Origin of the sequence: Kluyvera sp. STS39-E, assembly GCF_040932435.1 — a bacterium.
Classification (GTDB): Bacteria; Pseudomonadota; Gammaproteobacteria; order Enterobacterales; family Enterobacteriaceae; genus Kluyvera.
Window position 1 is genome coordinate 377154 of the sequence record NZ_JBFQGA010000002.1, and the last position, 19439, is coordinate 396592.

A 19439-nucleotide genomic window follows, 5' to 3' on the forward strand; every position below is an offset into this window, starting at 1 on the left:
AAAGGTAATTCTGGTCATTCATTATTGAGGAAAGTGATATGTCTCATACCATCGATCTGACTCTGGACGGTCTGTCCTGCGGTCATTGCGTCAAACGAGTCAAAGAGAGTCTAGAGCAACGTCCCGATGTTGAGCAGGCAGAGGTGACAATCGAAGCGGCTCACATCACCGGCAGCGCCAGCGCCGAAGCACTTATCGACACCATTAAACAAGCTGGATACGGTGCGGAGTTAAGCCACCCAAAGGCTAAACCGCTGGCAGAGTCATCATCCCCGTCGGAAGCGCTGACAGCGGCCACCCCTGAGCTTCCGGCAGCACAGGAATCGGATGACAGCCAACAGTTGCTGTTAAGCGGTATGAGCTGCGCCAGTTGCGTATCCCGGGTGCAGAAAGCCTTGCTGACTGTCCCCGGCGTCGTACAGGCACGGGTAAATCTGGCGGAGCGTACGGCCTTAGTAATGGGCAGCGCTTCCGCCAGTGATTTAGTGCAGGCGGTAGAGAAAGCCGGCTACGGTGCAGAAGCGATTGAGGATGACCTCAAGCGACGTGAGCGTCAGCAGGAAACGGCGCTGGCGACGATGAAGCGTTTTCGCTGGCAGGCGATTGTCGCTCTGCTGGTGGGCATCCCGGTGATGGTCTGGGGGATGTTCGGCGACAACATGATGGTCACCGACGATAACCGTTCCCTGTGGCTGGTGATTGGTTTGGCGACTCTCGCCGTGATGGTTTTTGCCGGTGGGCACTTCTATAGCAGTGCTTGGAAGAGCCTGAAGAACCGCACCGCCACCATGGATACGCTGGTCGCCCTGGGTACCGGCGTGGCGTGGCTGTACTCGATGAGCGTCAACCTGTGGCCGCAATGGTTCCCGATGGAAGCACGTCACCTCTATTACGAGGCCAGCGCCATGATTATCGGCCTGATAAACCTCGGCCATATGCTTGAAGCGCGGGCGCGTCAGCGTTCGTCCCGAGCGCTGGAAAAATTACTCGACCTTACGCCGCCCACCGCCCGCGTGGTGACCGATGAGGGTGAAAAAAGCGTGCCGCTGGCAGAAGTACAGCCGGGCATGACTTTGCGCCTGGCAACTGGCGACCGTGTGCCGGTTGACGGCGAAATTAGCCAAGGCGAAGCCTGGTTTGATGAAGCCATGCTCACTGGCGAACCTATTCCGCAGCAAAAAGGCGACGGCGATAGCATTCACGCCGGGACCGTGGTGCAAGATGGTTCCGTGCTGTTCCGCGCCAGCGCAGTCGGCAGCCACACCACCTTGTCACGTATCATTAAGATGGTGCGCCAAGCGCAAAGCAGCAAACCGGAAATCGGACAACTGGCCGACAAAATCTCGGCGGTATTTGTGCCCGTGGTCGTTGCTATCGCGATTTTAAGCGCAGCTATCTGGTACTTCTTCGGCCCGGCACCGCAAATCGTTTATACCTTGGTGATTGCCACCACGGTGCTGATTATCGCCTGCCCTTGTGCGCTCGGTTTGGCCACGCCAATGTCGATTATCTCCGGCGTGGGCCGCGCGGCTGAATACGGCGTGCTGGTCCGCGATGCCGATGCGCTGCAGCGTGCCAGCGAACTGACCACGCTGGTGTTTGATAAAACCGGTACGCTGACGGAAGGTAAACCGCAGGTGGTCGAAGTGAAAACCGTCGGCGATATGGATGAAGCGACAGCGCTGCGTCTGGCGGCGGCGCTGGAGCAAGGTTCCAGCCACCCGCTGGCCCGTGCGATCATAGAAAAAGCCGCTGTCAGTTCGCTGCCGCAGGTCAACGCGTTTCGCACCTTACGCGGTCTGGGCGTCAGCGGTGAGGCCGAGGGGCATCAGTTGCTGCTGGGGAATCAGCCGTTAATGCATGAGCAGCAGATTGATACCCGCGATCTGGATAACGCTATGGCGGAACAAGCCGCACTGGGCGCAACCCCGGTACTGCTGGCGATTGATGGTCGCATCGCCGCGCTGTTCGCCATTCGCGATCCGTTGCGCAGCGACAGCGTTGCCGCGCTGCAACGTTTGCACCGGGAAGGCTATCGTCTGGTGATGCTGACCGGCGATAACCCCGTCACGGCAAACGCGATTGCCAAAGAAGCCGGTATTGATGAGGTGATTGCGGGCGTACTGCCAGACGGTAAGGCGCAGGCGATTAAAGATTTGCAGGCCCAGGGTCAGAAAGTGGCGATGATCGGCGATGGCATCAACGATGCGCCTGCGCTAGCACAGGCAGAAGTCGGGATCGCCATGGGCGGTGGTAGCGATGTGGCGATTGAAACGGCCGCCATCACGTTGATGCGTCACAGCCTCGTAGGCGTCGCCGATGCGCTGGCTATCTCGCGCGCCACGCTGCGCAATATGAAGCAGAACCTGCTGGGTGCCTTTATCTATAACTCGCTGGGCATTCCGATTGCCGCAGGTATCCTCTGGCCGCTGACCGGAACGCTGTTGAACCCGGTGGTCGCCGGGGCGGCAATGGCTCTTTCCTCCATTACGGTGGTGAGCAACGCCAACCGCCTGCTGCGCTTTAAACCTAAACAGTAGCCCCGCCGTCCCTCCCGCCTTCGGGAGGGACGCGTTTGCACCTTTCCCCCCATCGCGCTAGCATGAGATTTTCCTTCCAGGGAGCGCGGATGAACCTGCAAAATCAACTTCAACGCCTGTGGCGCGCCCTGCGCGGTGAACCCTATAGCTGGCCTGCGCTCGACGTGACATTGCCCGGTGGCAGACATCTACACCTGGTCGGCAGTATTCATATGGGGACCCGCGATATGGCCCCGCTTCCCGCCAAACTGATAAAGAAGTTGCGTCAGGCCGACGCACTGATCGTCGAAGCCGATATTTCCGGCAGCGAAACACCGTTTACGGACCTTCCCGTCTGCCCTCCTCTGGCCGAAAGGCTGAGCGAGACGCAGCTATCCGAGTTGGAAAATCGCGTCAACGAGCAGGGATTATCGCTCTTTCGTTTCGACAGCCAGCCGCTATGGCAAATTGCGATGGTGCTACAGGCAACTCAAGCGCAGCGGCTGGGTCTGCGTCCCGACTACGGCATTGATTACCAGATGCTAACAGCGGCACGCGCAAACGGGCTGCCGGTGCAGGAGCTTGAAGGGGCAGACAATCAGATTAACCTACTGTGCCAACTGCCTGATGGCGGGATGGCGCTGCTTGACGATACGTTAACCCACTGGCACACCAACGCGCGGTTGCTGCAGGTCATGATCGGTTGGTGGCTACAGCAGCCGCCGTCAAATTCCATGAGTACGCTGCCGAATACTTTTAGCCAGTCGTTATACGATGTGTTGATGGTGAAACGCAATGAAGCTTGGCGCGACGCGCTGCTGGCGCTGCCGCCGGGGCGCTACGTTGTCGCCGTGGGCGCTCTGCATTTATACGGAGAGGGGAATCTGCCGCAGATGTTGAAATAAAAAAATGGCCAATATTTCTATTGGCCCGTCAAAGAGGAATTTCATCATTATTATTATCCCGAAGTTTTCACTCCGGATCTTTCGATTGTCGCTCAAAGTTACCGCAACTGCCAAGATCTAATGCGCAAGATTATACTATTTTTTAGTCCATTTTAGGGCGTATGCTGGGGGCATATCTCGTTTGTGGTAAGAAGGAAGGTTATGACTCCCGCCGTTAAGTTACTCGAAAAGAACAAAATCCCATTCAGCATCCACACCTACGATCACGATCCAAACGAAACCAATTTTGGCGACGAAGTGGTGCGCAAATTAGGGCTTAATGCCGATCAGGTTTATAAAACGCTACTGGTTGCCATCAACGGCGATATGAAACAGCTCGCCGTGGCGGTCACGCCGGTTGCCGGGCAGTTGGATCTGAAAAAAGTGGCCAAAGCGCTTGGCGCGAAAAAAGTGGATATGGCCGACCCGATGGTGGCTCAGCGCGTGACCGGGTATCTGGTCGGGGGCATCAGCCCGCTGGGACAGAAAAAACGCCTGCCAACGGTGATTGACGCGCCGTCGCAGGAATTTACCTCAATTTATGTCTCGGGCGGGAAGCGTGGGCTGGATATTGAACTGGCCGCGGGCGATTTGGCCAAAATCCTCGGCGCAACCTTTGCGGATATTGCGCGCCGGGATTGATAACGCGATTTTCATGTTACACCCCTGATGACATCGCACGCGCCATCCGACAATGTGCGCCTAACTGCCTGATGGCGCTGCGCTTATCAGGCCTACAATACGGTAGGCCGGATAAGGCGTTTACGCCGCCATCCGGCAAGGTGCGCCATCCGGCAGCGCCGAACCTACTGCCAGCTCACTTCCCCTTTCGGTTCGTAAGCATTCACATCCAGCGGTGAGTTTTGCTCGATATACTGCTTCAATACCTCAGCATCAATAAAGCCGGTATTCACGTATCCCGGTTTGGTATCGATCTTCGGATAGCCGTCGCCACCGGTGGCGTTAAAGCTTAGGGTTGCCATACGGTAAGTTTTCGCCGGATCAACCGCTTCACCTTTGATTTTCAGATCCTGAAGCTGCCCATCTTTTGCCACAAAACTGACGTTCGCAAACTGCGGATAGGCGCCGGAATCCGGCTTCATCTGAGCCACGGCGGTCAAATACTCAACCACCTCTTTCCCGCTCATGTCGGCATAGACCACCACGTTACCGAACGGCTGTACCTTCAACACGCTCTTGTAGGTAATATTCCCAGCCTCAATTGAATCGCGAATGCCACCGCCGCTCATCACGCCGAAATCAGCGCTAGTACGCGCCATTTGCGCCGCCAGAATCAGATGCCCCATATTGGTCTGCACAAAGCGCACCTTGCTGCGGTCGCCTTCCAAGTGCCCGTTGACGCTGCCGACTTTAACATCCAGCTGCGCCTTGCCTTTGCTCTGGAACGGCGTCAGCAGCGACAGCATCTGTGGGTTTTCCGGGATTTGTGGCGTGTAGAGTACGCGCTCACTTTGCCCGTTATCATAGGTCACTTTTTTCTTCAGGTTAACGGGGATCAGCTGATAGTGAACCAGCTTTAGCTCACCATTGCGGAATTCAAAGTCAGCGCGACCGACGTACTTGCCCCACTCGTGGGCCTGAACAATCCAGATGCCGTTTTGTTTATCCGGCGCGCACGGGGTGCCCGGCACATAGTCGACCTGCTTTTTATTCTCGGAAGCCATGCATACCGGATCTTGTGAGTGACCACCCACAATCATCGCCAGTGAGCCTGCTGGCAGACTGCGCGCCATCTCTACGTCACCCGGCGCGTTGGAGCCATGATCGCCGTTATCGTAGTGCCCCATATGGGTGGTAGCCAGAATCAGATCAGGCTTCTCGGTTTGCTGCAATTCTTGGATAACCAGCTTCGCTTCTTCCGCCGGTTTGCGGAATTCGATATCGGTAAAATATTCCGGGTTGCCGATTTTCGCCGTGTCGTCGGTGGTTAAACCGATGACGGCAATTTTCAGGTCCTGACGCTTAAACAGCGCCCAAGGTTTAAACAGGCGTTCGCCGGTGCTTTTTTGATAGATATTAGCCGAGAGAAACGGGAATTTTGCCCATTTCTCCTGTTGGCGAAGCACGCTCATCGGGTTATCGAATTCGTGGTTACCGACGGCCATCGCATCATAGCCCACGAGGTTCATACCGCGAAAATCGGGTTCGGCGTCCTGCAGGTCCGATTCTGGCACCCCGGTATTAATATCGCCGCCGGAGAGTAACAGTACGCTACCACCTTCCGCCGCAACCTCTTTACGAATACCGTCCACCAGCGTTTTTTGCGCGGCCAAACCGTATTCACCGTATTCACTGCGCCAGAAGTGCCCGTGATGATCGTTGGTATGAAGAATGGTGATTTTATAAGTTTTATCTTGTTGATAAGCCTGTGCCGGTAAGCTGGTTAACGATAAAGCCGCCAGCATCGCCAACGCCACGCCCCGTTTGACGAATCGCATAATTCTCTCCCTGAGTGAATAACAACCGCAGAAATTACGACGCTATGAAATAATAGTCGAATTTCTTTTCAGAAATGAGACTTCCTTCAAACGTCTTAGGCAGGTATCTTAGTCTGATAATTATTATTAAAGCGTATATCCCCAACATCGCTCGATTAAATACAAGTGGAATCTATGGCAATTTCTGAAACCAGCCCTACCCGGCCTGGCCCTTCTGCGTCTTCGCAACAGGGCCGCACCTCGTTTCGCATCTTGGGAGCAATCAGCCTCTCCCACCTGTTAAACGATATGATCCAGTCGCTGATCTTGGCGATTTACCCATTGCTGCAGTCGGAGTTTTCACTGACGTTTGTGCAGATCGGTATGATCACTCTAACCTTCCAGCTCACCTCGTCGCTGTTCCAGCCGGTTATCGGCTACATCACCGATAAGCGCTCGATGCCGTGGTCGCTGCCGGTGGGCATGTGCTTTACCTTAACTGGCCTTGTGCTATTGGCGCTGGCGGGCAGTTTCGAGATGGTGCTATTAGCCGCGGCTTTGGTAGGCACCGGTTCTTCGGTATTTCATCCCGAATCCTCTCGCGTGGCGCGGATGGCCTCCGGTGGTCGTCACGGTCTGGCACAGTCTATTTTCCAAGTGGGCGGTAACTTCGGTAGCTCGCTGGGGCCATTGCTGGCGGCAGTCATCATCGCGCCTTATGGCAAAGGCAACGTTGCCTGGTTTGTGCTCGCCGCCCTGCTGGCGATTGTGGTTCTGGCGCAGGTCAGCCGTTGGTATGCCGCGCAGCATCGTATGAACAAAGGGAAACCTAAAGCGCCGATCGTTAATCCGCTGCCGAAGAACAAGGTTATTCTCGCCGTTTCTATCCTGTTAATGCTGATTTTCTCGAAATACTTCTATATGGCGAGTATTAGCAGCTATTACACCTTTTATCTGATACAAAAATTCGGATTATCGGTACAAAATGCCCAGATTCATTTATTCACCTTCCTGTTTGCCGTTGCCGCAGGCACGGTGATTGGCGGGCCTGTCGGTGATAAAATCGGTCGTAAATATGTTATTTGGGGCTCTATCCTCGGCGTTGCGCCATTTACGCTTCTTTTACCCTACGCCACGCTGTGGTGGACCGGTATTTTGACGGTCATTATTGGATTTATCCTCGCATCCGCGTTTTCTGCCATCTTGGTTTACGCACAGGAGCTTTTACCAGGCCGTATCGGCATGGTTTCCGGGCTATTCTTCGGTTTCGCTTTCGGCATGGGAGGCTTGGGTGCCGCGGTGTTGGGGCTGATTGCCGACCATACCAGCATTGAATTGGTCTACAAAATATGTGCTTTCCTACCACTTATTGGGATGTTGACCATATTCTTACCTGATAACCGGCAAAAACACTAAGTTATAGGCAGCCAAAGTATTATTTTGGCTGCCGTCATCTCTCCGCAAACTCGCCTCCCGCCTGACTTCCCGTACCCAGCTTTCACTTTTGTGCCATTTACTCTCAAAAATTCAACTTTTTAGCTAAATTCAAGAATTATTCACAAACATAATAGTGAAAATTGTCATAAACTGTTATCAGGCTTTTTGGTTTTCAGGTTGTTTTGAACACTCTGCACCAAAAATGGAACCACGCATCACGACGAAAGGAGACGGAATGCATCACGCCACACCGCTAATCACCACCATTGTTGGTGGCCTTGTGCTCGCTTTTTTCCTTGGCATGATTGCCAATAAATTACGAATTTCACCACTGGTAGGTTATTTGTTAGCGGGCGTACTGGCCGGACCGTTTACTCCAGGATTTGTCGCTGATACCCAGCTTGCACCAGAGCTGGCAGAGCTAGGCGTGATTTTGCTGATGTTTGGCGTGGGTCTTCATTTTTCGCTTAAGGACCTGATGGCGGTAAAGTCGATAGCCATTCCCGGCGCGATTGCCCAAATCGCGGTTGCCACACTGCTGGGGATGCTGCTTTCCCACTTCTTAGGCTGGTCGATAATGACCGGTATCGTTTTTGGTCTGTGTCTTTCTACCGCCAGTACCGTGGTGCTGCTGCGAGCGCTGGAAGAACGCCAACTTATTGATAGCCAGCGGGGGCAAATCGCCATCGGCTGGCTTATTGTCGAAGATCTGGTGATGGTGCTGACGCTGGTTCTGCTGCCTGCCGTTGCCGGGATGATGGAAAAAGAGAATATTGGTTTTGCCTCTCTGGCAATCGATATGGCTATCACCATCGGTAAGGTCGTGGCGTTTATCGCCATCATGATGTTGGTAGGCCGCCGTTTGGTGCCGTGGATCCTGGCACGCAGCGCTGCCACCGGTTCTCGCGAACTGTTTACCCTCTCGGTGCTGGCGCTGGCGCTGGGTATTGCCTTTGGTGCCGTTGAGCTGTTCGACGTCTCCTTCGCGCTGGGCGCGTTCTTCGCCGGCATGGTGCTCAATGAGTCTGAGCTGAGCCATCGTGCCGCGCACGATACGCTGCCGCTGCGCGATGCGTTTGCGGTGCTGTTCTTTGTCTCTGTCGGCATGCTGTTCGACCCGTTGATTCTGATTGAGCAGCCGCTGGCGGTGCTGGCGACGCTGGCTATCATCGTCTTCGGCAAATCTCTCGCCGCATTCGGCCTCGTGCGCCTGTTCGGTCACTCTCAGCGTACCGCATTGACGATTGCCACCAGCCTCGCGCAAATTGGTGAATTCGCCTTTATCCTGGCGGGCCTCGGCATGGCGCTGAATCTGCTGCCGCAGGCCGGGCAAAATCTGGTGCTGGCAGGAGCTATCCTCTCCATTATGCTTAACCCGATACTGTTCTCGGTGCTGGAGAAATACCTCGAGAAAACGGAAACTCTTGAGGAGCAAACGCTGGAAGAGGCGCTGGAAGATGAAAAACAGATCCCGGTGGATATCTGCAACCATGCGCTGCTGGTCGGCTATGGGCGCGTCGGCAGCCTGCTAGGCGAGAAGCTGATGGCGCAAGGGATCCCGTTGGTGGTGATTGAAACTTCACGCACCCGCGTGGATGAGCTGCGCGAGCGCGGCATTCGCGCGGTGCTGGGCAACGCGGCCAATGAAGAAATCATGGCGCTGGCGCACCTCGACTGCGCGCGCTGGCTGCTGCTGACCATTCCTAACGGCTACGAGGCGGGGGAAATTGTTGCCAGCGCCCGTGAGAAATGCCCACACCTTGAGATTATCGCGCGTGCGCATTATGACGATGAAGTGGCTTATATCAGCGAGCGTGGAGCGAATGAGGTGGTGATGGGCGAGCGGGAAATTGCTAAAACCATGCTGGGACTGCTGAGCTCACCATCGTTAAAAGAGGCGGTTAGCGGATAAATCGTAGGCCGGATAAGGCGAAGCGGCCATCCGGCAATAGTGTGCGCCGATATTGCCTGATGGCGCTACGCTTATCAGGCCTACAATGATGGTCATTGTAGGCCTTGAGCGGATTATCGTTCCCAGTACGCCTCTTCGAGGCTATCTTCTTTTTCCGGCAGGCCGCGCGTCAGGCGCGGTGAATGCTGGTTCAATACCTGATAACTCACCCGGTTGGCATACTTACACACCTGCGCCAGCGACGAATAGGTCAGCCAGCTATGCTGATGCTTGCTGGAATTGGGCACGTTGCTGCGGTGGTAGGCATTGGCGGTAATATCGTGCAGCAGCGCCGCCAGCGCGCCATCACCTGCGCCGTTGGTGTTCATGATTTTCTCAGGTCCGCCCATAAACGGCGCGATATGCGAGTAAATACGCAGCGGGTCCTGACAGTCTTTAAAGCGCACCGCGCGGCTAAATTCATACTGATTAAACTCGGCAATCGTTCCTGGCAACAGCGGGTGCTGCGTTTTACGCTTGGCGTCGTTTTCGGTGAACCCCGCCATGTACAGCCCGGTCGGCCCAGCGGTACATAACACCAGATCAACCCAGTCCAGCGCTTTATCTGACGCCTGCAGCGGGTCGCTGAGGCCCGTTAACGCTTCGGCCTCTTCTTCATTCATCGCCAGAATCGACACGTGCTCTTTGATAAAGCTCTGCCACCACTCAGGGCTGTCGGCGATAACGAACTTGGTCCCCAGCGTTAGCACCACCGGCACGTCATATTTTTTCGCGTAGGCGATAGCTTGCATGGTGGCGTCCGGCATCGGTTCGCCCGGTTTGCAGCGCACCAAGTAGGAGGTGAGCACCAGCGCAGATGCCCCGGCGATGACAGATTCTGGAATACTCTCCGGGCGCAGTTTGTTCATGTGCCCAGGGCTTATCGCAAAGGTACGTTCTCCCGCATCGCCAATCAGCGTAAAGCAGCGGCCAATCGGGCCATCAACGCCCTGCAGATGGTTGAGGTCGGTACGGCTGGAGGTATTGCACAAATAACGGTAGGCGTAACCACCAATTTCAATATTGCTACACATCACGCCCAGCAGCACCGAGCGGTCGTCCGCCAGCACCGAGTAGTTGTGCATGGTGTTGCCAATGGTGCCGCCGGCAAACTGATGGGTAATTAAATTTTCGCGCACCAGCTCCTGGTACAGCGCTTCCGCTACATCGTCTTCAATCACCAGCGAATGCCCGGCGCTCAGACCGTAGCGCTCGATAAACGCGTCGTCGACTTTGGCCTCAATATCCACCAGCGTCTGGTCGATACCGACAACCCAGGAGGCACTGGTTTCACTTTCGGGCTGAATCTGCTGGAGCAGCGGATCGCGCGCGTCCACCGGGAAGTAATGTTTAGATTTGCGTTTACCGGGAAATTTCATGGTGATTTATGGATGGCAGTTAACAGGCGGGGAATAGTAGCACACTCCCCCGCCCACTTGCGATTAGCGATACGACGCGGTCAAATTCACCATCATGTCGATATGCGCGGCATCATCGTTGAGTGCCGGAATGTACTCGTATTTCTGCCCGCCGGCTTCAAGGAATAGCTCACGGTTCTGTACCGCAATTTCTTCCAGCGTCTCTAGGCAGTCAGCGGAGAACCCCGGACACATCACCTGAATGTGCTTCACGCCTTTCTCCGCCAGCATTTTCAGCGTTTCATCGGTGTAGGGAGTCAGCCACGGCTCACGGCCAAAGCGCGACTGGAAAGTCATCATCACCTTGTCAGGCGAAATGCCGAGCGCAGAAACAAGCTCACGAGTGGTATCGCGGCAGCGCTGCGGGTAATCGTCGCCTTCATGCGCATAGCGCTGCGGGATGCCGTGGTAGGAGAGTAGCAAAAGCTCCGGCTCGCCGTGGCGTGCAAACCCCTCGCGCGCGCTGGCGGCCAGCGCCTGAATATAATCACGATCCGTGGCGTAGTCACGAATGAAAGAGACGCTTGGAATGGCGCGTTTTTTCGCCAAAATACGCGCCAACTCATCCCATACGGCGGCGACGGTCGAGCAGGAATATTGCGGGTAAAGTGGCAATACGACAAGCTGGTCAACGCCCTGCGCCAACAGTTCATCCACCGCGCTTTGCAGCGACGGCGTACCGTAGCTCATGCCCAATACCACCGGAACATCCGGCAAACGCGCGGCCAATGCCTGTTGCTGCCGACGGCTGTATACCAGCAGTGGCGAACCTTCCTCCATCCACACGGACTGGTACAGCTTCGCTACGCGGGGCGCACGAATAGGCAGGATCACGCCGCGCAGCAGCGGCCACCAGAGTAGCGGATTGGTGTCGACCACGCGACGGTCGCTTAAGAATTGCAGCAGGTAACGCTTTATCGCGCCCGGCGTCGGCGCGTCAGGGGTGCCGAGGTTAACCAGCAGAATACCGGGTTTCTTAAAATGCATTACCGCCTCTTATCGATTTAAATTGTTGATAATTGTAGCGGAAAAGTGAGGAAGAAAAACTAATTGCTGTAAGAGGTAAGGTGAGAATTTTTGCCTGATGGCGCTGCGCTTATCAGGCCTACAAAATAATCGTAGGCCGGATAAGGCATTTATGCCGCCATCCGGCACGCTCGGTATTAGCCGAGGATTTTTGCCAGCTCAGCGCGTACGTCAGCCACGGCCTGAGTACCGTCAACTTTGGCGTACTTGGTATTACCCGCCTGCGCTTCTTTGGAGTAGTAACCGATAAGCGGCGCGGTCATCTGATGGTATTCCACCAGGCGTTTACGCACGGTTTCTTCCTGGTCGTCTTTACGGGTGGTCAGCTCTTCGCCGGTCACATCGTCTTTACCTTCAACCTTCGGCGGGTTGAATTTGATGTGGTAAACACGGCCAGATGCCGCGTGAACGCGACGACCAATGATACGGTCAACGATCAGCTCATCAGGAACGTCGAATTCCAGAACGTAGTCAACGTTGATGCCCGCTTCTTTCATGGCGTCAGCCTGCGGAATGGTGCGCGGGAAGCCGTCCAGCAGGAAACCGTTGCGGCAATCTTCTTGGGAAATACGCTCTTTTACCAGCGCGATAACCAGTTCGTCGGTCACCAGTTTACCCGCGTCCATGATGTCTTTAGCCTGTTTGCCCAGCTCGCTGCCAGATTTAACGGCGGCGCGCAGCATATCACCGGTGGAAATTTGCGGAATGCCATATTTCTCCATGATGAACTGTGCCTGAGTTCCTTTACCTGCGCCAGGTGCGCCAAGCAGAATGATACGCATTGCGAAAATCCCCTCAAAGGTTGTCGATATTTTTTTAAAAAGCGCTAAAAGATACCACCATCACGCAATTCGCTCAAGGAAGAGGGGCCGCGCTGAAACGGTTAACGGTGGGAATAGCGGGAAAATAGCAGCTTTAGGCGAAAAAAAGCCGGATAGCGGTGTATTCACCTTATCCGGCCTACTCTATCTGCGCCAAACGTAGGCCGGATAAGCGTTAGCGCCATCCGGCATGACGTCCTCGTCCCTTAGGAAATCAGCAGCTGGTTCATGCGGCGGATAAACTGGTTTGGATCTTCCAGCGTACCGCGCTCAGCGAACAGCGCCTGATCAAGCAGCAGCTCAACCCACTCCTTAAACTGCCCTTCGTCTTCGGTGTCGGCGGTGCGTTTCACCAGCACGTGATCCGGGTTCAGTTCAAAGATGTATTTCACTTCCGGCGCCGCCTGGCCCGCAGCGGCAAACAGCTTCGCCATCTGGGTGCTCATTTCGTCAGCATCGGTGGTGACAATCGCTGGCGTATCGGTCAGACGGTGCGTCAGACGCACTTCTTTCACGCGCTCACCCAGCAGGGTTTTCACGCGTTCAACGAACGGCGTCAGCGCTTTTTCTGCTTCTTTCGCGCTTTCATCCACTTCATCTGCCAGCTTGTCGATAGACTCATCGGCTTTGGCGACGGACTGGAACGACTTACCGTCGAACTCGGTCAGGTAGTTCATCATCCACTCATCGATGCGGTCAGAAAGCAGCAGTACTTCGATGCCTTTCTTACGCAGCAGCTCCAGGTGCGGGCTGCTCTTCGCCGCCGCATAGCTGTCAGCGGTGATGTAGTAGATTTTCTCCTGCCCTTCTTTCATGCGTGACACGTAGTCGGCCAGCGACACGGTCTGCTCGGAAGAATCGGTATGGGTAGAAGCAAAACGCAGCAGTTTGGCGATCGCCTCTTGGTTACCGTTGTCTTCCGCTGGGCCTTCTTTCAGTACCAAACCGAACTGTTTCCAGAACGTCTGGTATTTTTCAGCGTCATCTTTCGCTAGTTTTTCCAGCATTTGCAGAACGCGTTTGGTCAGCGCACTACGCAGATTGCGGGTGACGGTGCTGTCCTGCAAAATTTCGCGGGAGACGTTCAGCGGCAGATCGTTGGAATCTATCAGCCCGCGCACGAAACGCAGGTAGTTCGGCATGAACTGCTCGGCGTCGTCCATGATAAAGACGCGCTGCACATACAGCTTCAGACCATGCTTGTGATCGCGATTCCACATATCCCACGGCGCCTGCGACGGGATGTACAGCAGGCTAGTGTACTCCTGCTTACCTTCCACGCGATTGTGGCTCCAGGTCAGCGGATCGGTGAAATCATGGGCGATGTGCTTGTAGAACTCTTTGTATTCGTCGTCACTAAGCTCGGCTTTGTTACGCGTCCACAGCGCCTGCGCCTTGTTGATTTTCTCCCAAGAAACCACGGTTTCGCCGTCTTTCTCTTCCTGCTTTTCAATCTCTACCGGCAGAGCGATATGGTCAGAATATTTGCTGATAACCGAGCGCACACGCCAGTCATCAAGGAACTCGTCTTCCCCTTCACGCAGGTGCAGGGTAATTTCGGTGCCGCGGTCGTCTTTGGTGATATCTGCAACGGTGTATTCACCCTCGCCCGCCGATTCCCAAAATACGCCGTTCTCTGGCTTATCGCCCGCCGCGCGGGTGCGCACGGTAACTTTATCGGCGACGATAAACGCCGAGTAGAACCCAACACCAAACTGGCCAATCAGTTGGCTGTCTTTTGCTTGGTCGGAGCCCATAGACTCGAGGAACGATTTAGTACCAGACTTCGCAATGGTACCTAGGTGGTCAATAACGTCGTCACGGTTCATCCCCACGCCGTTATCGGCAATGGTCAACGTACGCTTATCTTTATCGAAGGAGACGCGCACACGTAGTTCACCGTCGCCTTCGTACAGGTCTGGGTTTGACAGCGCACGGAAACGCAGCTTGTCCGCCGCATCCGAGGCGTTAGAGATAAGCTCACGCAGGAAGATTTCTTTATTGGAATACAAAGAGTGGATCATCAGGTGCAGAAGTTGTTTCACTTCAGACTGGAAGCCACGAGTTTCTTGTCCTTTCATTTCGAAAATACCTCAATGCCATTTACAAGGTAACAAAAGCGTTGAGAGGGAAATGGGGATGGGGGGAGAAAATTTCAAGCGAGAGCAGGTGATCCTGCTCCCGATTGATTAAAAACGAATCTTATGGCGCCCGGCCAGAGAGTGCGACAGCGTGGTGCCATCGACCATTTCTAGCTCGCCACCAACCGGTACGCCGTGAGCGATACGGCTGGCTTCAACGCCAGACTGCGCGCACAGTTCAGCGATATAGTTGGCGGTGGCCTCCCCTTCTACCGTTGGATTGGTAGCGAGGATGACTTCGGTGAGCCGCTCTGTTTCCAGACGCTGCTCAAGGCGGTCCAGTCCGATATCGTCCGGACCGATGCCGTCCAGCGGCGAAAGGTGGCCCATCAGCACGAAGTAGCGGCCAGAAAATTGCCCGGTCTGCTCAATGGCGTAGATGTCCGCCGGACTCTCCACCACGCAGATTTGGCCATTTTCCTGACGACGCGGGTTCGAGCAGATGTTGCACACTTCCTGCTCGGTGAAGGTGCGGCAATCGGCACAGTGGCCGATTTCCGACATCGCACGCGTTAACGCCTGCGCCAGACGCATACCACCGCTGCGGTCACGCTGCAGCAGAGTAAACGCCATGCGCTGTGCCGACTTCGGGCCAACGCCCGGCAAGCAGCGCAGCGCTTCCATCAGCTGAGTTAACAGCGGGCTGGTTTGCATCAGAACGGCATCTTAAAGCCTGGCGGCAACTGCATCCCGGAGGAAACGGAAGCCATTTTCTCTTTCTGGGTTTCGTCAATACGGCGTGCCGCATCGTTGAACGCCGCAGCGACCAGATCTTCCAGCATGTCTTTGTCGTCTTCCAACAGGCTTGGATCAATTTCAACGCGACGGCAGTTATGCGCGCCGTTGATGGTTACTTTAACCAGACCTGCGCCAGACTCACCGGTCACTTCCAACTGAGCGATTTCTTCCTGCATTTTCTGCATTTTGTCTTGCATCTGCTGGGCCTGTTTCATCAGGTTACCCAGACCGCCTTTACCACCAAACATAGGCTTCTCTCTCAATAAGTCACGTTAAAGGATGACAATCGTAAGCTAGGCTCACAATCAAATGGGGCGAATACTCTCTTCATCCAAGTCCGCATCGAAGAATCGACGCAGAGTCTGAATGTTATTATCCGCGATAATCGACTCACGCGCCTGCGCGAGTTTCTCTTCATAGATGGCCTGTCGCCATTCCAGCGGCGTACGCACCGCCGGATTATCATCTTCAACGATGGTCAATTCAACAGGCGCACCGTATAAAGTGTTCATCGCCTCGGCGAGCTTTTGCAACGCGCCGGGGGAATTCAGGTGCCGCTGCGTCGGACGCAGATGCAAGCACACCGCATTGCCGTTTTGTTCTTTCCACGCGTTAAGCGCCACCTGTTCAACCAGTTTTGGCAGCGCCATCTGAGCGACCTGCGCCGCCCATTCATCGCGCTCAATGGCCTCCGCCATCAGCTTCAACGCCAGTTCAGGCGTCTTTTCATGCTCCAGCGCTTTCTTCAGCGCTTTCGGCGTCGCGACTTCTTCTTTCTTCACTTCTGCAGCAGGCGTCGTCGCTTTCCAGCGGTAAGCCTCTTTCTTTGCCGCAGGCTTGGTCAGCGCAGACGGGGCCGGGCGCGCCTGAACGCGTTCGGATACCGAAGCCAATCTTTCCAGCGCAGCGTTATTCACCGGCCGCGCGCGGGAAGCGGCTGCCGGTTCACTCTTTTTTGGTTGGGTTGCTCCCTGAGTGCCCTGCTGGAGCTGGCGACGTGCGGCCAGTACCTGATTGGTTGCATCAGGCAGCGCAGCCGATGGGGCCGGCGCAGCGGGTGCAGAAGGCTGCATCGACGGCGGCTGTTGTGTCAGCGGCGCGCTTACTGGCGCAAAGGCCTGCGGCGGCGTTTCCGGCTCGGGTAACGGCGCATTCGGATGGAATGCCAGTGCGCGTAGCAACGTCATTTCAATCCCCATACGCCTGTCCGGCGCATAGGGCAGCTCTTTGCGGCCAATCAGCAACGTCTGATAGTACAGCTGAACATCGGTCGGCGGCACCGTACGCGCCAGATTGCGCATCCGCTGTTCAATCGCCACCATATCGCTGCCCAGCGCCGCAGGTGACAGCTGAACCATCGCAATTCGGTGCAGCAGACTTTGCATTTCAACCAACAGCGCTTCCCAGTCGCTACCGCGCAGTGCGGCATCGTTGACCAACTCCATGACCCGCTCGCCGTTGGCAGCAACCAGCGCTTCAATCAGCGACAGCGCCTGCGAATCGTCAAGGGTGCCGAGCATCGTGCTCACCGATTCGGTGGTGAGCTGGCCGTCTCCGCTGGCTATCGCATGATCGGTTAGGCTTAGCGCATCACGCAGGCTGCCGTCCGCCGCACGCGCCAGTAATTGCAGGGCGCGAGGTTCGTGGCTGATGTGCTCTTCGTCAAGGATGTGCTCAAGCTGGTGGCGGATTTGTTCAACGTCCAGCGCCTTCAGATGGAACTGTAGGCAGCGGGACAAAATCGTGACCGGCAGCTTTTGCGGATCGGTGGTTGCCAGCAGGAACTTTACGTGGGCTGGCGGCTCTTCCAGCGTCTTCAGCAGGGCATTGAAGCTGTGACGGGAGAGCATGTGAACTTCGTCGATCAGATAGACCTTAAAGCGTCCGCGCGCGGGCGCGTACTGGACGTTATCCAGTAAATCACGGGTATCTTCGACTTTAGTACGTGAGGCCGCATCGATCTCAATCAGATCGACAAAGCGCCCCTGTTCGATTTCCCGGCAGTTATCACAGACGCCGCACGGCGTGGCGGTGATGCCGGTTTCGCAATTTAGTCCTTTCGCCAGTAAGCGGGCGATGGACGTTTTCCCCACACCGCGGGTGCCGGAAAAAAGATATGCGTGATGAATGCGCCCAAGCGATAAGCCGTTCGCCAGTGCGGTCAGCACATGCTCCTGGCCGACGACGTCAGCAAAGGTTTGTGGGCGCCATTTTCGGGCTAAGACCTGATAACTCATTGGCTGGCTCTGAAACGCTGGAAGGTGGATTCTGGAAGGGGTAATGCTATCACAGCCCCGCCGTATCGGCGAGGCTATGTCTCGGGAAATGCTTAGTGACCCGGGAAATTCACCAGGCTGTAGCTGGTGATGCCCTGTTTTTCCAGGCGCTGCTCGCCGCCGAGATCGAACAGGTTGATGATGAATGCCGCATCTTGCACTTCACCACCCAGACGACGAATCAGTTTCACCGTTGCTTCGATAGTCCCGCCGGTTGCCAGCAGATCGTCCACCACCAGCACTTTGTCGCCAGGTTTGATGGCATCAACGTGGATTTCCAGACGATCGGTGCCGTACTCAAGCTCGTAGCTTTCGGCAATGGTTTCACGCGGCAGTTTGCCCGGCTTACGAACCGGAACAAAACCTACGCCCATCGCCAGCGCTACCGGTGCGCCGAACAGGAAACCACGGGCTTCGGTGCCCACCACTTTGGTGATGCCGGTGTTTTTAAACTTCTCAACCAACAGTTCAATGCTGAGTGCGTAAGCTTTTGGGTCTTCCATTAAGCTGGTGACATCGCGGAAAAGGATCCCAGGTTTTGGATAATCCTCGATGCTCTGGATGCTGTTCTTCAGATATTCAAGCTGCTGTGCAGTTGCGGTCATAGGTTTGTGCCTAATTGAAACAGTGTTACTCAAGGCGAGCAAAATGGATTAAAAATCACAAATGATTAACTTTTAACCAGGCGCGCCTGTGCTCGAAAACGCCAGAATTTACTGGCTCGCACGTCGAATTGCAACACCATTAATGCGGTTCATGACTTTTGTTGTCCTGCATCAACCACCGGGATCCGCCACATAAAAATCAGCAGCGCGCAGAGAATCACCAGCAGCAGCAGGCGAACCCAGAGCAGATTAATAAACCACAGCGAAATACCAAAAGTCAGTAAAATCAGTACAATCGCCCGTGGTTTTGCCCCCGGCGGCATCGCCTTATAGCGCTGCCAGTGGCGTAAATAGCCGCCGAACCATGAGCGATAGAGTAGCCAATCATGGAATCGCGGCGACGAGCGGGCGAAGCACCAAGCAGCCAGCAGAATAAACGGCGTTGTCGGCAGCAGGGGCAGAACGACACCCAGCGTGCCTAGGGCTACCGCCAGCCAACCAATAATGATTAAAATAGTACGCTGCATAATGCGAATCGTTATCGAATGAGTCTGCTAATGTAGCATAGCCGACAAGATGAATACGGAGAACCTGGTGAAAACGGCCCTGCTTTTACAAACGCTGGAACAACAGCTTGCTCGTTTGCAGGCGCGTATCGCGCCGCAGGCCACGCATGCCACGCTGAGCGCCCGTTTTGACCGCCAGCTATTTCGCACCAGAAGCACGCAGATGCAGGCCTATCTTGGCGAGGCGCAGGCTAATTTTCAAGAGCTTAAAAACGCCGTTGAGCAACAGCAGCTGCCGCAGGTCGCCTGGCTTGCCGAGCGTCTGGCCGCACAGATTGAGGCCATTAGTCGGGAGAGCGAAGCTTGGTCATTGCGGGTGTGGGATAGCGCGTCGCCGGGCCTGCGCCGTTGGCAGCGTAAGCGGCTGGAAACTCAAGACTTTGAACGTCGTCTGTTAGAAATGAAGCAGCAGCGCCAGCAGCAATATCAACAGGCAACGACCCTTGATGATCAGCAGCGTCTGGCCCGTGAAATTACCGCATTCGACGGCCGTATTGCGCGCTGTCAGCAGGCGCTACAGGAAATAGAACGAATACTGGCGCGAATGACGCGCTAAAAA

16 protein-coding genes and 1 other annotated feature are annotated in these 19439 nt (G+C 55.3%); of the genes, 6 read left to right on the top strand and 10 right to left on the bottom strand.

What is annotated here, in order from left to right:
- The first annotated feature begins 38 nt into the window (after positions 1-38).
- From copA to ybaK, 3 genes are all read left to right on the top strand, one after another.
- Positions 39-2540 (top strand): copper-exporting P-type ATPase CopA, encoded by a 2502-nt coding sequence (copA, locus tag AB4K05_RS05355; protein WP_368478960.1) that lies wholly within the window; start codon positions 39-41, stop codon positions 2538-2540.
- Between the two features lie 89 nt (positions 2541-2629).
- Positions 2630-3424, top strand: a complete 795-nt coding sequence (locus AB4K05_RS05360; protein WP_368478961.1) for a TraB/GumN family protein — start codon at positions 2630-2632, stop codon at positions 3422-3424.
- Between the two features lie 201 nt (positions 3425-3625).
- A complete protein-coding gene (gene ybaK, locus AB4K05_RS05365) occupies positions 3626-4105 on the top strand; it encodes a Cys-tRNA(Pro)/Cys-tRNA(Cys) deacylase YbaK (protein WP_368478962.1) in 480 nt (159 codons plus the stop codon).
- A gap of 164 nt (positions 4106-4269) precedes the next feature.
- Here the strand turns inward: ybaK and ushA are convergent, their stop codons facing one another.
- Positions 4270-5922: a bifunctional UDP-sugar hydrolase/5'-nucleotidase UshA gene (ushA, locus tag AB4K05_RS05370; protein ID WP_368478963.1), complete on the bottom strand. Its 1653-nt coding sequence runs from the start codon at positions 5920-5922 to the stop codon at positions 4270-4272.
- Between the two features lie 174 nt (positions 5923-6096).
- On the opposite strand from ushA, the gene AB4K05_RS05375 reads away from it, so the two are divergent.
- Positions 6097-7317 (top strand): MFS transporter, encoded by a 1221-nt coding sequence (locus AB4K05_RS05375; RefSeq protein WP_368478964.1) that lies wholly within the window; start codon positions 6097-6099, stop codon positions 7315-7317.
- Positions 7318-7573: 256 nt separating this feature from the next.
- Entirely contained in the window at positions 7574-9250 is a 1677-nt protein-coding gene (ybaL, locus tag AB4K05_RS05380) for a YbaL family putative K(+) efflux transporter (RefSeq protein ID WP_368478965.1), read from the top strand.
- Positions 9251-9363: 113 nt separating this feature from the next.
- Here the strand turns inward: ybaL and AB4K05_RS05385 are convergent, their stop codons facing one another.
- The 9 genes from AB4K05_RS05385 to AB4K05_RS05425 form a co-directional block, all read right to left on the bottom strand.
- Positions 9364-10668: an inosine/guanosine kinase gene (locus AB4K05_RS05385; RefSeq protein ID WP_368478966.1), complete on the bottom strand. Its 1305-nt coding sequence runs from the start codon at positions 10666-10668 to the stop codon at positions 9364-9366.
- Between the two features lie 63 nt (positions 10669-10731).
- Positions 10732-11694: a ferrochelatase gene (hemH, locus tag AB4K05_RS05390; RefSeq protein WP_368478967.1), complete on the bottom strand. Its 963-nt coding sequence runs from the start codon at positions 11692-11694 to the stop codon at positions 10732-10734.
- 176 nt (positions 11695-11870) lie between these two features.
- Positions 11871-12515, bottom strand: coding sequence for an adenylate kinase (gene adk / locus AB4K05_RS05395; protein ID WP_368478968.1), 645 nt, complete (start codon positions 12513-12515; stop codon positions 11871-11873).
- Between the two features lie 245 nt (positions 12516-12760).
- A complete protein-coding gene (gene htpG / locus AB4K05_RS05400; protein WP_368478969.1) occupies positions 12761-14635 on the bottom strand; it encodes a molecular chaperone HtpG in 1875 nt (624 codons plus the stop codon).
- Between the two features lie 108 nt (positions 14636-14743).
- On the bottom strand, positions 14744-15349 hold the full coding sequence (recR, locus tag AB4K05_RS05405; protein WP_368478970.1) for a recombination mediator RecR: 606 nt from the start codon (positions 15347-15349) through the stop codon (positions 14744-14746).
- Positions 15349-15681: a YbaB/EbfC family nucleoid-associated protein gene (locus tag AB4K05_RS05410; RefSeq protein WP_052283815.1), complete on the bottom strand. Its 333-nt coding sequence runs from the start codon at positions 15679-15681 to the stop codon at positions 15349-15351. The genes recR and AB4K05_RS05410 overlap by 1 nt, the downstream gene beginning before the upstream one ends.
- A gap of 57 nt (positions 15682-15738) precedes the next feature.
- The gene (gene dnaX / locus AB4K05_RS05415) at positions 15739-17670 is read right to left on the bottom strand and encodes a DNA polymerase III subunit gamma/tau (RefSeq protein WP_368478971.1); all 1932 of its coding nucleotides are present in this window, start codon (positions 17668-17670) and stop codon (positions 15739-15741) included.
- Positions 16345-16409: a sequence feature (DnaX frameshifting element), on the bottom strand. Its footprint overlaps the gene before it by 65 nt.
- A gap of 92 nt (positions 17671-17762) precedes the next feature.
- Entirely contained in the window at positions 17763-18314 is a 552-nt protein-coding gene (gene apt, locus AB4K05_RS05420; RefSeq protein WP_368478972.1) for an adenine phosphoribosyltransferase, read from the bottom strand.
- Between the two features lie 149 nt (positions 18315-18463).
- Entirely contained in the window at positions 18464-18841 is a 378-nt protein-coding gene (locus AB4K05_RS05425; protein WP_368478973.1) for a DUF454 family protein, read from the bottom strand.
- Positions 18842-18908: 67 nt separating this feature from the next.
- On the opposite strand from AB4K05_RS05425, the gene priC reads away from it, so the two are divergent.
- Entirely contained in the window at positions 18909-19436 is a 528-nt protein-coding gene (priC, locus tag AB4K05_RS05430; protein WP_368478974.1) for a primosomal replication protein N'', read from the top strand.
- Positions 19437-19439: the final 3 nt, after the last annotated feature.

What these genes read in the sequence shown, in the direction of transcription:
- copA (WP_368478960.1), top strand. Translation starts at nt 39, where the DNA reads ATGTCTCATACCATCGATCTGACTCTGGACGGTCTGTCCTGCGGTCAT.
- AB4K05_RS05360 (WP_368478961.1), top strand. Translation starts at nt 2,630, where the DNA reads ATGAACCTGCAAAATCAACTTCAACGCCTGTGGCGCGCCCTGCGCGGT.
- ybaK (WP_368478962.1), top strand. Translation starts at nt 3,626, where the DNA reads ATGACTCCCGCCGTTAAGTTACTCGAAAAGAACAAAATCCCATTCAGC.
- ushA (WP_368478963.1), bottom strand. Translation starts at nt 5,922, where the DNA reads ATGCGATTCGTCAAACGGGGCGTGGCGTTGGCGATGCTGGCGGCTTTA.
- AB4K05_RS05375 (WP_368478964.1), top strand. Translation starts at nt 6,097, where the DNA reads ATGGCAATTTCTGAAACCAGCCCTACCCGGCCTGGCCCTTCTGCGTCT.
- ybaL (WP_368478965.1), top strand. Translation starts at nt 7,574, where the DNA reads ATGCATCACGCCACACCGCTAATCACCACCATTGTTGGTGGCCTTGTG.
- AB4K05_RS05385 (WP_368478966.1), bottom strand. Translation starts at nt 10,668, where the DNA reads ATGAAATTTCCCGGTAAACGCAAATCTAAACATTACTTCCCGGTGGAC.
- hemH (WP_368478967.1), bottom strand. Translation starts at nt 11,694, where the DNA reads ATGCATTTTAAGAAACCCGGTATTCTGCTGGTTAACCTCGGCACCCCT.
- adk (WP_368478968.1), bottom strand. Translation starts at nt 12,515, where the DNA reads ATGCGTATCATTCTGCTTGGCGCACCTGGCGCAGGTAAAGGAACTCAG.
- htpG (WP_368478969.1), bottom strand. Translation starts at nt 14,635, where the DNA reads ATGAAAGGACAAGAAACTCGTGGCTTCCAGTCTGAAGTGAAACAACTT.
- recR (WP_368478970.1), bottom strand. Translation starts at nt 15,349, where the DNA reads ATGCAAACCAGCCCGCTGTTAACTCAGCTGATGGAAGCGCTGCGCTGC.
- AB4K05_RS05410 (WP_052283815.1), bottom strand. Translation starts at nt 15,681, where the DNA reads ATGTTTGGTGGTAAAGGCGGTCTGGGTAACCTGATGAAACAGGCCCAG.
- dnaX (WP_368478971.1), bottom strand. Translation starts at nt 17,670, where the DNA reads ATGAGTTATCAGGTCTTAGCCCGAAAATGGCGCCCACAAACCTTTGCT.
- apt (WP_368478972.1), bottom strand. Translation starts at nt 18,314, where the DNA reads ATGACCGCAACTGCACAGCAGCTTGAATATCTGAAGAACAGCATCCAG.
- AB4K05_RS05425 (WP_368478973.1), bottom strand. Translation starts at nt 18,841, where the DNA reads ATGCAGCGTACTATTTTAATCATTATTGGTTGGCTGGCGGTAGCCCTA.